Source organism: Acinetobacter sp. ABJ_C4_1 (assembly GCF_044538495.1).
Taxonomy (GTDB): Bacteria; Pseudomonadota; Gammaproteobacteria; order Pseudomonadales; family Moraxellaceae; genus Acinetobacter; species Acinetobacter nosocomialis_A.
In genome coordinates, this window is sequence record NZ_JBIUCQ010000004.1 from 215,281 (window position 1) to 228,386 (window position 13,106).

At 38.8% G+C, this 13,106-nt stretch carries 14 protein-coding genes; 12 read left to right on the forward strand and 2 right to left on the reverse strand.

Annotation, left to right across the window (positions count from 1 at the left end; translation table 11 throughout):
* Positions 1-11: 11 nt before the first annotated feature.
* From pilV to rplS, 10 genes are all read left to right on the forward strand, one after another.
* Entirely contained in the window at positions 12-509 is a 498-nt protein-coding gene (gene pilV / locus ACIF8R_RS07930) for a type IV pilus modification protein PilV (protein ID WP_396480106.1), read from the forward strand.
* Positions 502-1,419 carry a PilW family protein gene (locus tag ACIF8R_RS07935; protein WP_396480108.1) on the forward strand — a complete coding sequence of 306 codons (918 nt, stop codon included), beginning with the start codon at positions 502-504 and terminating at the stop codon, positions 1,417-1,419. The genes pilV and ACIF8R_RS07935 overlap by 8 nt, the downstream gene beginning before the upstream one ends.
* Positions 1,416-2,105, forward strand: a complete 690-nt coding sequence (locus ACIF8R_RS07940) for a pilus assembly protein PilX (RefSeq protein WP_396480110.1) — start codon at positions 1,416-1,418, stop codon at positions 2,103-2,105. The genes ACIF8R_RS07935 and ACIF8R_RS07940 overlap by 4 nt, the downstream gene beginning before the upstream one ends.
* Positions 2,105-5,716, forward strand: coding sequence for a pilus assembly protein (locus ACIF8R_RS07945; protein ID WP_396480112.1), 3,612 nt, complete (start codon positions 2,105-2,107; stop codon positions 5,714-5,716). The genes ACIF8R_RS07940 and ACIF8R_RS07945 overlap by 1 nt, the downstream gene beginning before the upstream one ends.
* A gap of 11 nt (positions 5,717-5,727) precedes the next feature.
* Positions 5,728-6,294 carry a type IV pilin protein gene (locus ACIF8R_RS07950; protein ID WP_396480114.1) on the forward strand — a complete coding sequence of 189 codons (567 nt, stop codon included), beginning with the start codon at positions 5,728-5,730 and terminating at the stop codon, positions 6,292-6,294.
* Positions 6,294-6,716, forward strand: a complete 423-nt coding sequence (locus ACIF8R_RS07955) for a type IV pilin protein (RefSeq protein WP_396480144.1) — start codon at positions 6,294-6,296, stop codon at positions 6,714-6,716. The genes ACIF8R_RS07950 and ACIF8R_RS07955 overlap by 1 nt, the downstream gene beginning before the upstream one ends.
* Before the next feature lie 146 nt (positions 6,717-6,862).
* Positions 6,863-7,114 carry a 30S ribosomal protein S16 gene (rpsP, locus tag ACIF8R_RS07960; RefSeq protein WP_000260334.1) on the forward strand — a complete coding sequence of 84 codons (252 nt, stop codon included), beginning with the start codon at positions 6,863-6,865 and terminating at the stop codon, positions 7,112-7,114.
* Between the two features lie 20 nt (positions 7,115-7,134).
* A complete protein-coding gene (rimM, locus tag ACIF8R_RS07965; protein WP_311069787.1) occupies positions 7,135-7,683 on the forward strand; it encodes a ribosome maturation factor RimM in 549 nt (182 codons plus the stop codon).
* 45 nt (positions 7,684-7,728) lie between these two features.
* Positions 7,729-8,463 carry a tRNA (guanosine(37)-N1)-methyltransferase TrmD gene (gene trmD / locus ACIF8R_RS07970; RefSeq protein ID WP_311086517.1) on the forward strand — a complete coding sequence of 245 codons (735 nt, stop codon included), beginning with the start codon at positions 7,729-7,731 and terminating at the stop codon, positions 8,461-8,463.
* Between the two features lie 235 nt (positions 8,464-8,698).
* Entirely contained in the window at positions 8,699-9,067 is a 369-nt protein-coding gene (rplS, locus tag ACIF8R_RS07975) for a 50S ribosomal protein L19 (protein WP_002051668.1), read from the forward strand.
* Between the two features lie 52 nt (positions 9,068-9,119).
* On the opposite strand, the gene ACIF8R_RS07980 is transcribed toward rplS, so the two are convergent.
* Both ACIF8R_RS07980 and ACIF8R_RS07985 read right to left on the reverse strand, forming a co-directional pair.
* Positions 9,120-10,061 (reverse strand): lipase family alpha/beta hydrolase, encoded by a 942-nt coding sequence (locus tag ACIF8R_RS07980; RefSeq protein WP_396480146.1) that lies wholly within the window; start codon positions 10,059-10,061, stop codon positions 9,120-9,122.
* Positions 10,062-10,175: 114 nt separating this feature from the next.
* The gene (locus tag ACIF8R_RS07985; RefSeq protein ID WP_396480117.1) at positions 10,176-11,210 is read right to left on the reverse strand and encodes a lipase secretion chaperone; all 1,035 of its coding nucleotides are present in this window, start codon (positions 11,208-11,210) and stop codon (positions 10,176-10,178) included.
* A 153-nt stretch (positions 11,211-11,363) separates the two neighbouring features.
* On the opposite strand from ACIF8R_RS07985, the gene truB reads away from it, so the two are divergent.
* Together truB and ACIF8R_RS07995 are read left to right on the forward strand one after the other, a co-directional pair.
* Positions 11,364-12,269: a tRNA pseudouridine(55) synthase TruB gene (gene truB, locus ACIF8R_RS07990; RefSeq protein WP_263614708.1), complete on the forward strand. Its 906-nt coding sequence runs from the start codon at positions 11,364-11,366 to the stop codon at positions 12,267-12,269.
* Between the two features lie 19 nt (positions 12,270-12,288).
* Positions 12,289-13,065, forward strand: a complete 777-nt coding sequence (locus ACIF8R_RS07995) for a TSUP family transporter (protein WP_263614707.1) — start codon at positions 12,289-12,291, stop codon at positions 13,063-13,065.
* Positions 13,066-13,106: the final 41 nt, after the last annotated feature.

Sequence of the window (13,106 nt, forward strand, 5' to 3'; positions counted from 1 at the left end):
GGGAAAGAATAATGATAACTTCTCAAAAAGGTGCTGGTTTAATGGAAGTGCTTGTTGCACTACTTTTATTGAGTGTTGCTGTACTTGGTTTTATTGCTTTACAAATACGAGCAGTTGCAGCAAGTACTGAAGCAGGTCAGAACATTCAAGCAACCAATATTGCCCGAGATTTGGCAGAGCGTATACGTGTAAACCGAGGTGGTTTGAGTAAGTATGCAGAGATTGGTGCAAGTGACGTATTGCCAACTTGTTCTACAGGGGAGTGTGATGCTGATCAGATGGCAAAATACGATTATGCCCAAGTCAAACAACGTGCTACAGATTTAGGTATGAGTCTTTCAATATTAAATTGTAAAGGTTTTTCATCACAACGAACTCGTCAATGTATATATGTAGCATGGGGTGGTACAACAGCTACAGATGGTAATGGTAGTCCGAATTGTACTAATGGTACCGCCTATGTACCTGACGCAAAATGTATCATTATGGAGGTTTATAACTATGATTAAACCTCAACAAGCTTTTACTTTGATTGAACTTATGATCGCTTTGGCGCTTGGTTTACTAATTGTCGCTGCAGGGCTTGCCGTTTTTTTAAGTAGTCAGCGTTCATTGGGACTACAAAGTAGCTTAGGAGGCTTACAGCAAAATGCCAATTTTGGACTTTCATCTTTAACACATGATTTACGACATGCCAATTTGAATACCCCATCCAATCAATATATAAACAATAAAATGGTTGGTTCAGGTATTGTTTTCGCTAAAGAAAATTTCCCTTCAACGTTGCAAAATATTACTGATTTAGAAACTAAATTTGTGTCCTTACAGGATAAGGATACTGACAATACTTCTGGGAAAAGTGATCAATTAACCATCCAGTTTGTACCTGCTACAAATGAAATTATAGATTGTGAGGGGGATACGATTACCGATGCACAGTCTAAAACTATAGTCCAACGTTACTTCCTAAAAGAGATTAATAAACCTACAGGTGAGCCAGTTTCTTATTCATTGGCCTGTGATGCAGGATGGTACGCTACTGACGATACCGCAATTACTGGTCTAGATAATAACGCACAACAAATTATGCAATATATTGATGCTTTTAAAGTGCGATTAGGTGTTAAAAATTTAGTAAATAATAAGTTGCGTTATATGACATTGAATGAATATAAAGCAGCTATGGGGAATAGTGTGACTGATCCCAAAAATTATTTACAAGTGGTTTCAGTTGAAATTGGGGTGTTAGCGCGTTCAACTGGAAAAATTGGTTCTGATTCAAATTTAAATACCCAAAAAACATTTAACTTGGCAGGACAGACTGTGACATTAAATGGAACAGATGCAGTTAATCAAAAATATTTACGACAGGCTGTAAGTCAAGTGGTGGCATTAAGAAACACATTGGGGGCCTCATGAGCAGAAAGCAGCACGGTGCAACACTCATTGTTGTTCTTATTATTTTAATTATGGTGACTTTATTAGGCACTCTTGCGATTAAATCAGGCATCTTAGGCTTAAAAATTGCGACTAATAGTCAAGTAAATGCTTTGTTGCTCGAAAACTCTGACGCAGCATTATTTAATATTGAGAATCCAGCAAAGATTGAACAGCAATTAGCTTTAAATGGCATGTTTGCCTATTTTAACTCGGCAGATAATGCACAAGATGAGTTGGTATTTTGTTATAAGGCATCAGAAGATACATTTTTTAGTTTACAAAAAGCAAGTGCGATTACTTCTGATGGTGGTACAACGAAAATTGGTGTGGACGGTTTTTGTAAGTCCAATTGGTTTGCAACAGGTCGTTCAGCTGTTTTATCTCAAATTTATTTAACCCGTGCACCAACTACAGCAACTCCTTTTGGAAATGTGCCTTTAGGTACGAGCCAAGGGCAAAGTAGTATTCCTAGTATTTCGAATAATATTGGAGCTACTGTGATTTCAGTGTTGCCAAGTTTTTCTGGAGCGAGTAGCTCACAAATAGAAAATTGCTTTAAACAACGCGCTTCTTTGGTAGGTGCTTGTTTTGATAGGTTGAATATACCTTATAACATGCAGCATGCAGATTATACCGTTGGTGGTTCACCACAGTTGGCATCGTAATGTGGAAAGATTGGGGATTGAAAAAAATGATGAATTTAAAAAAAAGAAAATTGCTTTCTGTGATGGTGTCAACTTTAATGGCGTGTAGTAGCATATCGGTATTCGCCAGTGATATTGATATTTATAAGATACCTCGCGCAAGTAAAATTACTCTATTTCTGATGTTTGATACTTCAGGAAGTATGGGATGGGGAGATAACTATACTGATCTAAATAGTAGAAATTCTGCTAGTAGTCTCTATCAAGATTACAATATTTGTCCATGGAGTAATACAGGGACTTCTCGTTATCCTAATTATGTTTCTGATGTGAATGTTGAAAGTAAAACTTATCAAGTAAGGGGGGGGACGCAAAAAACTTATAACGTTAATTACTGTAATGTATCTAATACAACTTACAATAATTTAGCTACTTTATATAAAAATCGAATTTTAAATGAATGTGTTAAAACTAGCTCAACTTCTGATAGTTATAGATGTTATGACCGTTTATCTCGTTTAAAGATTGCATTAACTCAAATTCTGAGTAGTGATGAGCTTCCTGATACAACACGGATAGGTCTGGGGCAGTTTTCTAGCCCAACAAGTACATCTACATATTCGCATGATGGAAAAAGTGGGCGTGTAATTTATCCGGTTGTAGCATTAACTCAAGCAAATAGAGAAAAGCTGATTGATATAGTAACGGGATTAAGTGCTTATAATGGAACTCCTTCTGCCGCTGCTTATGGAGAAGCTGGGGCATATTTTTTAGGTGCTAATACTTATGGGCTAACAAATAGTGGTTATAGCTATTCTGTAACTACTGCAAAAAATAATAATAATGGATATATAGCACCATTAAGTGCCTCGGAAAGAGCGGATACTTGTAATGGGCAAGGAATTTATTTTTTAACAGATGGTGTTGCTAATAATTCTACCAGTAGTTACACATCTGCAATTATGAATAAATCTATTCCGCTGTCAGGTACTGGATTAAGTGGAGGAGGAAGTGATGCTGGTTGGGCTGAAATAGGAAAGTTTTCTAAATTACTTAGAGGTACAAACTATAATATTAAAACTGCGGTAGTGGGTTTCGGGAGCGATTTCCCCAATAGTTCAACTTATGTTAAAGATTTACCAGTTGATATTCTAGATCAGGATGGCGATGTAGTTGAATCAGTTAATCGTCGTTTTTATGACTGTTCGGCTTTACCTGATGGAGATATTAAAAATACATGTAACTGGGGAGCAAAACCACATGCTCAATTGTCAAGTAGTGTAGGTGGGTTTGGTAATGGCGGATTTTATTCTGCACAATCAACACAGGATGTGATTAATAGTATCAAATATTTTGTGGATGATATTCGCCCTCGGTTTAAACCTGTTCTTACTGGATCGCCAACCTTACCTCAAGATGCATTAAATTCATTGCGTATTCAGCCTTATGCTTATTATGCCTCTTTTACACCAAAACCTCAGGATCCTACTCAGCTTTGGGTTGGAAATATGAATAAGTATAATGTCAAAAGTGGTCAATTGTACGCAAAAGATAAATCGACAAAACTATTTAATACAGATGGGTCATTGAACCAGGCTGCCATAGGTATGTGGGATGGTGGTGTAACTCAGCAACTACCATTAGGTACACATTTAAATACAGATAATATTCGAGTTGAAGATAGAACGCTTTATACCAACCGAGAAATTAAAGGGAATGCAGCACCTTATACTGCTACTGAAAGTGATTCACTCAATAAAGTAAGTTTGCAGAACTTATTTGCAATAGATCCAAGTGGTTCTGCATCATTTCAAAATGATCCTGCTAAAAACTATTGGTTAAATTTACTGGGATATAATATTGGTGAAAATGAAACGGTAACTTTAGATGATGTGATAAAGAAACCTGAACTTCGTCAAGTCGGTGCAATAATGCATTCAACCCCAATTCTCTTGACACAAGAGGGTAAAATTACGATATCAGGTGGGCAATTAGATACTACAAATCGCAAAGACTATTTACTGTTTGGTAGTACCCAAGGTCTATTACATATTGTTGATGCAGAAACTGGAAAAGAAACTTTTGCTTTTGTACCAAATGAAATTATGCAAAAACAATCTAAAGCATTTTTAAGTGAGACTTCTAGTGCAGGAGGTAGTAGTCTTTTATTTTATGGTATAGATGCTCCTTGGAGTGCTTATACGCAGTATGTGGCTAAAACCGATGGTACATTGACGGTAAAAAATTCAGGACGTACTGTAACAGATAGTACGAGCGGTAAAGACATTGCTTTAAAAGGATTGCAATGGGTTTACGGCGGTTTGCGTATGGGAGGGCGTAGTTATTACGCGTTAGATTTAACGGATATAACGAGTCCTACGCTTAAGTTTCATATTAATCCAGCTGGTGCAGATAATACGGATGGAACATTAAATACAGCTAAGGCACTAAGCTATATGGGACAAAGCTGGTCAAAACCAACATTGGCTTACGTCAAATTTGGAGGTCAGAAGAAATTAGTGATGTTTGTGGGGGGGGGCTATGATGAGGGTTATGAAGACCCAGCCTATGAACAGACTAATAAGAAAGGTTCTGGTGTCTATATGTTTGATGCCAACAATGGTAATTTGCTCTGGTGGTCAAGTGCAAATGCTACAGAAAATAAAGGCGCAGACGCATATACTCAGAATAATGATTTAAAATACAGCGTAGTCAGTCAAATTAATGCTGTTGATCGTGATAGTGATGGTTTGGTTGATCATTTGTATTTTGGAGATTTAGGAGGTCAAGTTTTTCGTATTGATTTTAATAATGAATCTACTGATAAAACAGATTTTGCAAAACATGTGGTAAGAATATTTAATCAGCATGATAGCGCTGGAATGGGTGCTAGTCCACGTTTCTATGAAATGCCAAGTTTTTCTGTTTCTAGGGATGGAAATGGTTCCATAGTGGGTGTAGTTGCCCTGAGTTCAGGTAATCGTAGTTCACCCTTATCAGGTGTAACTGGTACAAATAATCTGACTCCGTCAACCAGTGCGAGTGATGGCGTATTTGTTCTTTTTGACAAGGATGTGGCGAACGCGAATTTATATAGTTTGGCTGATGCTGATTTAAAAACAAAGGATATTGCTCTTGCTTCTTTAAATGCATATTTTACTGATAAATTTACTAGTGATGCATATAAAAATGGAGTGGATATCGCGACAAAAAATGGTTGGAAATATACTTATTCAAATAGTGCAGGTGTATATAAAGGCATGAACGGGCTTTATGCCTTAGATGGTATGCTCTATGTCAATGTGTTTTATCGTGATGGCAACGGGATAAATGGTTCTTGTGGTGGTGGAGTGAAAGGTAATTCAAAGCTTTATCAATTTTGCTTGCCAACTGGAAAATGTGATTTTTATGGTAGTACTACAACGCAACCAAATAATACTGATTTAGGTGCTGGTATTTTGGGAACAGGACTAGGAGACTATTCGGGTAATACTACGGGTAATAAACTGATAAAAAATGTAGTTTCAACTGATCTTGATTGTACAAAAGCAGCCAATAAAAACTTACCAGAATGTCAAGTATTTAGTACGGCAGTAAAATTGCAACATTTGCGCTGGTATGAAGCTCGTTAAGAGGTGGAAAAATGTTGAAGCAAAAGGCATTTACCTTAATTGAGTTGATGATCACACTTATAGTAATCGCAGTTTTAGCTGCGATTACGTATCCCAATTATAGAAGATATATGGAAAAAAGAGACCTGGCTGTGGCACAACAGGAGGCGCAACATCTTGCTTCAGAACTAGAACGGTTTAAAGCCAAAAATTTTAGCTATAAAGGTTTTGATGCAAGTTATATTTATAATGCTGGAACGGTCACTCCTTATGAGGCAACCACTGGTAGTCTATTGTTGCCACTGGATGCTGCTACATCAACAACTGCAAAGTATACACTGACTTTATTAGATGCCACTCAACATTTACCTTTATCTATTTTAAAAGGCTCTGATGGTAACGAGACAACAGATTCTGCGAAAGTCCAGGGTTTAAACTGGGTTATTATTGTTGAACGGGCTAAGAATAGTAGTGGTGAACCTAAGCAAGCTAATAATTATGATTTACTTATAAACAGCGATGGTTTTCGTTGTATGACAAAAGTTAAAAATGTAGTCAGTGGATATACCGACTGTGGTAGCAATAGTGAGACATGGTAATGAAAAAATATGAAGGTTTTACCCTCATAGAGCTAATGATTGTGGTTGCTATTATTGCAATTTTGGCAGCAATTGCTTACCCCTCCTATACAAAGTATAGAATTCGGACGAATCGTGCGGATGTGCAAAGTGAAATGATGCAAACAGCGCAACGTCTACAAAGTTACTATGTGATTAATCATAATTATACTAGTGCTACACTCAATAATGGTTTAACTACTAAAGATTATCCAGCATCCAATCCAATTTATACTATTGCACTAGTCACAAACTCTCAAACATGGACGCTTACTGCAACTCCTAAAACAACTACGATTCAAGCTGGAAATGGGACTGTACTTTTGAATAGTGACGGGCAGAAATGTTGGACTAAAGGTCAGTCTTGTACAACTTCAACCACTTCCAATTGGGATGGACGCTAATTTAAATTCAAAACTGCGGATAACTCAAAATTTAATCTTTCTTTCAGGGTGAAAATCACGTAGAATGTCGCCCTCTATGAAAGGGGTTTGAAGTGTTGCCGATGGTCGGCGCAGGGATAATCCGTAAGAATTATAAGGCTTTTATCATGGTTGTTATTCGTTTAGCACGTGGCGGCGCAAAAAAACGTCCATTCTATCAAATCGTTGTGACTGATAGCCGCAATGCACGTGATGGTCGTTTCATCGAGCGTATCGGTTTCTTTAACCCAACTGCACAAGGTCAAGCAGAAAAACTTCGTTTAGATGCAGACCGTTTTGCTCACTGGGTTTCTCAAGGTGCTCAACCTTCAGAACGTGTTGCTTCTTTAGCTGCTCAAGCTAAAAAAGCTACTGCATAATTTTTTGTAGTAGGTAGCCCATGACACCAACACAGAATGTTCCCGAAGATCGTATTCAGATTGGACAGTTACGTTCAGCTTATGGATTGAATGGGTGGCTCTGGGTGTATTCCAATACAGAACCTATGAGCAACATGTTTGACTACTTGCCTTGGTACATTGAGACCAAGGCCGGTTGGCAAACAATAGATGTAAAACGTTGGAAACCACATGGCAAAGGCCTAGTTGTCGCTTTAAAAGGTGTGAGTGATCGCACTGGTGCGGAAAGCTTGGTTGGCGCTAATATCTGGATTGCTAAATCTCAACTGCCAAAAGCAGATGTAGATGAGTACTACTGGTCAGATTTAAAAGGCTTAACAGTGTTAGGACTTGATGATGATGAACAGGAAGTTAACTTAGGGCAAATTCATGAGTTGTTTGAAACTGGAGCTAATGACGTGATGGTTGTACGCGCTACACCAGACAGCATTGATTCAGAAGAACGCATGATTCCTTGGCATAAAGATGTGGTACAACGCGTTGATCTTGAAGCTGGTCGCATTTACGTCAATTGGGGCGTAGATTATTAGTCCTTTTTAGAGGATTAACGCAGCAGGAAAATAGAGGAGTCTGCGGTGTTTTTTGCAGTCATTACGCTTTTTCCTGAAATGTTTGAAGCGATTACAGCCTACGGGATTAGCGGGCGCGCAGCAAAACGTGACATTGTGCAAGTAACTTGTATTAATCCACGTGATTTTGCTGAAGGGAGTTACCGAAGAGTGGATGAACGTCCATTTGGTGGTGGTCCTGGTATGGTAATGATGGCTGAGCCGCTGGCAAAAGCAATTAACCATGCCAAACAACTTGCTTCGCAAGCAGGGTGTGTTCATGTACCTGTGGTGTATATGTCTCCACAAGGCAAAACTTTAAATGAACAGGCAGTACAGCAGTTTGTTGATTATGACGGCTTAATTGTATTGTGTGGGCGTTATGAAGGTGTCGATGAACGTTTAATCCAGCATTATGTTGATCAGGAATGGTCAATTGGGGATTATGTTTTATCTGGCGGTGAACTACCTGCCATGGTGTTGCTTGATAGTATTATTCGCCGTTTGCCGAATGTAATGTCAGATGAGCAATCAGCGATACAGGATTCTTTTGTAGATGGTCTTCTAGATTGTCCGCAATATACTAAGCCAGACCAGTTTGAAGGGTTGGATGTTCCTGAAATTTTAAAGTCAGGGCATCATGCCAACATTGAAAAATGGCGCTTTTTGCAGCGATATCAACGAACTTTAGAACGCCGACCAGAGTTGGTAGAAAAAGTAGAGTTGACTAAGCAGCAGAAGAAATGGCTAAAAGATACATAAGAGAATGGTGGTAATTCTTAATCACTATTCTCTGGAACGAAAGTTCTACAACAAGACGAGAAGCAATGCTTCGAGTTAGAATCATAGGTCTATTTTACTTTATAGATTTATGTGTACTTAAGGCTCTTTACGGTTGTCGTAAAGGGAAAGTTAAACGGGTTGATATGCGCTTTAGCCTCTATCCCCAGCGGAAAATCAGACCTCTTCTGACTCCGCACATATGGAGATTCCCACAATGAGTGGTAAACATCCTTTAGTTCAAGCTGTTGAAAATGCACAGTTAAAAACTGACCTTCCTGAATTTGCTCCTGGTGATACAGTAGTTGTTCAAGTTAAAGTAAAAGAAGGTGACCGTGAACGTCTTCAGGCATTTGAAGGTGTTGTAATCGCTAAGAAAAACCGTGGTTTGAACTCTGCGTTCACAGTACGTAAAATTTCTAGCGGTGTTGGTGTTGAGCGTGTATTCCAAACTCACTCACCAGTTGTTGCTAAAATCGAAGTGAAACGTCGTGGTGACGTTCGTCGTGCTAAACTTTACTACCTCCGTGACTTGTCTGGTAAAGCTGCACGTATTCGTGAAAAATTACCAGCTCGTAAAGCGTAAGCTTATACCGAGTAAAAAAATGCGCCTTTTGGCGCATTTTTTTGTTTAAAAATTATAGTCCTTGAAGTTTTAAACGATTCGCATGTTGGCGGTAAACCGAAACAGGGTCTGCTGCAAAAATAGAACGTATCCCCATGATTTGATTGACTTCATCTAAATGATTCCAGTTGTAATCATCACGAATAGTTTTACCAAATTTAGCGCTACATCTAGAAACCAGTCCATCATTATCCCCAAATGGGTCGACAACCAGACTACTTCCTGTTAATGCAATATCAAAAGGATCTAATGGGTTGGTTAGTGCCTTATTGCCAGAGAAGGAATACATATAAATGCCTTTCTCTTGATAAGCACCTTCACCACAAGAAGTAGTAGGAACACCCATAGGAAATTGTGCATTAAACTGCGCTGAGCCTTGAGTTGATAGGCTATGAGCACCCGCTAAAGAGTCATGCGGATAACTGGTTGAGTCTAGGCCCTCTGCCCAAGTAATCGCTGCTGAAAACCAGTTTACTAATGTTGCCAGTCCCGACAGAGGAGTACCCTCAACGTTCAGGATGACATCTGCCATTGGAGATCCTTTATGAGGTGCTCCGATAGTAGTAAGTGAAGCAACTTTCTCTGGCATGATACCAGCGACATAGCGAACTGTTGGTCCCCCGTGACTATGTCCGATTAAGTTGACTTTAGGTTTTCCCGTAATAGCAATAATTTCTTCTACTTGTTGGGCAAGTTGTTCTCCGCGAACTTCGGTTGAGTTAAACGGTGAAACCCTTGTTGCCCAGACATTTCCTCCGTTACGCGCAAGGTCAGGAAGAATCTGATACCAATAATCAAGACCAAGCGTATCTGTCCCAACTCGGCTAAAACCGGCCATACCATGATTAAAAACCAATGGATATTTGGTTTGGGCATAATTCGAATAGACAAATGAGCTTTTTACTTGCTCGGCATTTGTGGCATGGGTTGCTGAAACACTCAGTCCTGAGAGCATTGCAGCACAGAAAAATATTAAGTTCCTTTTCATTTTTTACTCACTATTTTTATTTTGTATGAGCAGCAGCTTTTGCTGCTGGATAAGGTTCGGCTAACTTCAAAATAGAAAAGCCTAGTAGTTAAATGGTAGTTCACCTCCTTGATCATGGACTTTTTCAAAAGTTTGAAGACGAAGTTGTTCCTGTGATGAGTTAAATTGTTGTTGGCGGAGTTGTTGAATCGCTTGATTTTTAGCGCTATCGCTCATGTTGCTATGCAGGACTTCATCACGCTGATTTAAGTAGCCTGTAACTCGCTGTTGCCAAGCATTACGCTGTGTATCTAAAGTTTCTAATCTTTGCGTTGCCTCGGCTCCAACGAGAGCTGTACGCATTTGCCGAAGTTCCTCTGCTGAGCCATTACGCGCTTTAATTTGTTTGGTCAGGGTATGCAAATCATCAAGTTTTGATAGTTCTTGCAGGTTTTGTTTCCAATCTTGTGGTAATTGCTCAAACCGTTCTTTCAGTTTTTTAGCTTTTTCAATTTCACTTAAAGATGAATCTTCTAAAATTTTCATACGATCTAACGTGTAGTTCTGGTAGATATCTTCTGTCGAAAAGAGTCCTTCAATTTCAGAGGCAGAAAAGAAACGCTTTCTGATATCTTGAATTGAACTGAAGATCTTTTGAAAATAACTTTGATCTTGCTGTTTAGATTGAGGTGGTTGAATTTGTGCAAGTTGTTCGCGGTATTTTAAATAACGGGTCCACAAGTCAATAATCTGTGAGCGGGCTGGTTCTAAATACTGATCTTGTATAAATTTCTCAAAATGAGTTTTAACCTGTTGTAAATTGGATTCCCCATACTGCGTAATAAAATATTCAAAGCAGTCCCGAGTTTGACTATTTACAACTAAATGTTGAGAGCTATCAATTTTTAACTGGCAGTTAACTTGGGTATCTTGTTGACTTTGGCTTAAATAAGCATTTCCACTTAACGATGAGTTTGAAGTGGTTTGAGGAGTAGATGCTAAGCTTTTTGCCTCATCCTGATTGAGCCGAGGTGAAGTATTTTTTGAGTCTGGGCTTAGCCAATATACACATGCAATGAGGCTCAAAATAAAAAATCCGAGCACACACCACCATATCTTTTTCTGCATCCTTTGCATAAAGATATCTTCCTTAAGTTTTAATTTGTTGTTTTTTTACTCGATCATTAATGTGCCATAAAATAAGTGAAAAGGCACCTAAATATTATGAAAATATCTTGCTGAATTTGCTAACATGTCGGCACTTTTCTCTAGCTTTGTGTTCCAGTAAAAATGACGACAAAAAATCAAAAAATTTCTCGTCGCCATATCAGTGGTGTATTTCTATTAAATAAACCATTAGGGCTTAGTTCAAACGCCGCTTTGCAAAAAGTGCGTTGGCTGTATCGTGCCCAAAAGGCGGGTCATACTGGCGCATTAGATCCATTAGCGACCGGTTTACTTCCTATTTGTTTGGGAGAGGCGACCAAGTTTTCACATTATTTGCTGGACTCAACAAAGCGTTATCAAACGACTGTTCGATTGGGACAAACGACAACAACTGGCGATGTAGAAGGCGACATTTTACAAGAACGTTCTGTTCCTGTTCTTAGCCAAGAGCTTATTGAGCAAACTCTAGAAAAATTTAGAGGTGATATTCAACAAGTTCCACCGATGTATTCGGCATTAAAAAAAGAGGGTAAGCCATTATATGAGCTTGCTCGAAAAGGAATCGAGATTGAACGTGAAGCGCGTCCAGTTACGATTTATGCTTTAGAGCTTATTGAGTTTACCGAAAATAGTATCACTCTGGATGTAACCTGTTCTAAAGGAACATATATTCGTGTGTTAGGTGAAGATATTGGTGAAGCTCTTGGCTGTGGTGGTCATTTAACCATGCTTCACCGTATTCAAACTGGGCATTTTGAATTAATCCCAAGTTACACCATTGAATATTTAGAAAGCTTAACGGAAGAGCAAAGAGAAGCTTTGTTACTACCAGTGTACGCGCCAATTGATCATTTCTTAAAAATACAGGTTCCCGAAGGACGGGAAAAATATTTTTGCAATGGTTTAGAAAGCAATATTGATCATTCTGCAGAAGCAGAAGTGTTGGTTTTTTCGGGTGAGCGCTGTTTAGGTTTGGCTGAGATTACTGATAAAAAACGGTTGGTACCTAAGCGTATCTTAAATTTGTAGTAGATGTAGAGTATAGAGCATGGGCATGGAATGGGATGTTATCCTTAGTTTGATCTTTTTTGCGTTTACTGCGGGAGCAATTGATGCTGCTGTTGGTGGCGGTGGACTCATCCAGATTCCCGGTATCATGAGCACTTTTCCAACCATGCAGACTGCTACGGTGATTGGTACAAATAAGGTCTCATCCATTTTTGGTACTGCATCGGCTGCTTACACTTTTGCAAAAAGAGTGAAGTTGCAATGGAAGCTTCTGGCAGTCATTGCCATTTGTGCTTTGATTAGCTCATTTGCTGGTGCAGCATGTTTATCGCTTATTCCTCAATCTGTATTACGTCCTTTTGTGTTTGTAATGCTGATCGTAATAGCCATCTATACCTTGGTGAAAAAGAACTTTGGACAAGTTCATACTGAGCAAAAAATTACTACGAAAATGCTAGTGTTAGCAGGTATTGGTAGTTTGGCGATTGGTTTCTATGACGGTATTTTTGGACCGGGTACGGGTAGCTTCTTTATCTTTTTCTTTATCCGTTTTTTACAAGTCGACTTTTTACATGCTTCAGCATTGTCAAAAATCGGTAACTTCATGACTAACCTTGCGGCGTTGAGTTTTCTTATTCCGACTGGTCACGCTATTTTGCATATTGGTTTAATGATGGCGGCTGCAAACGTTATAGGCTCTATTGTTGGGGTGCGTACTGCGCTCAAATACGGTAGTGGTTTTGTTCGGATTATCTTTTTAATTTTAGTCAGTATTTTGATTTGCCGTTTAGGTTATCAAATTTTTGTGACGGGCTAAATTAAGTTTAAAAGTATGAGCTGACTCTCGCGGACAGTTCA

What these genes read in the sequence shown, in the direction of transcription:
- ACIF8R_RS07985 (WP_396480117.1), bottom strand. Translation starts at nt 11,210, where the DNA reads ATGCAAAGGATGCAGAAAAAGATATGGTGGTGTGTGCTCGGATTTTTT.
- ACIF8R_RS07940 (WP_396480110.1), top strand. Translation starts at nt 1,416, where the DNA reads ATGAGCAGAAAGCAGCACGGTGCAACACTCATTGTTGTTCTTATTATT.
- truB (WP_263614708.1), top strand. Translation starts at nt 11,364, where the DNA reads ATGACGACAAAAAATCAAAAAATTTCTCGTCGCCATATCAGTGGTGTA.
- pilV (WP_396480106.1), top strand. Translation starts at nt 12, where the DNA reads ATGATAACTTCTCAAAAAGGTGCTGGTTTAATGGAAGTGCTTGTTGCA.
- rpsP (WP_000260334.1), top strand. Translation starts at nt 6,863, where the DNA reads ATGGTTGTTATTCGTTTAGCACGTGGCGGCGCAAAAAAACGTCCATTC.
- ACIF8R_RS07955 (WP_396480144.1), top strand. Translation starts at nt 6,294, where the DNA reads ATGAAAAAATATGAAGGTTTTACCCTCATAGAGCTAATGATTGTGGTT.
- ACIF8R_RS07945 (WP_396480112.1), top strand. Translation starts at nt 2,105, where the DNA reads ATGTGGAAAGATTGGGGATTGAAAAAAATGATGAATTTAAAAAAAAGA.
- ACIF8R_RS07950 (WP_396480114.1), top strand. Translation starts at nt 5,728, where the DNA reads ATGTTGAAGCAAAAGGCATTTACCTTAATTGAGTTGATGATCACACTT.
- rimM (WP_311069787.1), top strand. Translation starts at nt 7,135, where the DNA reads ATGACACCAACACAGAATGTTCCCGAAGATCGTATTCAGATTGGACAG.
- rplS (WP_002051668.1), top strand. Translation starts at nt 8,699, where the DNA reads ATGAGTGGTAAACATCCTTTAGTTCAAGCTGTTGAAAATGCACAGTTA.
- ACIF8R_RS07980 (WP_396480146.1), bottom strand. Translation starts at nt 10,061, where the DNA reads ATGCTCTCAGGACTGAGTGTTTCAGCAACCCATGCCACAAATGCCGAG.
- ACIF8R_RS07995 (WP_263614707.1), top strand. Translation starts at nt 12,289, where the DNA reads ATGGGCATGGAATGGGATGTTATCCTTAGTTTGATCTTTTTTGCGTTT.
- ACIF8R_RS07935 (WP_396480108.1), top strand. Translation starts at nt 502, where the DNA reads ATGATTAAACCTCAACAAGCTTTTACTTTGATTGAACTTATGATCGCT.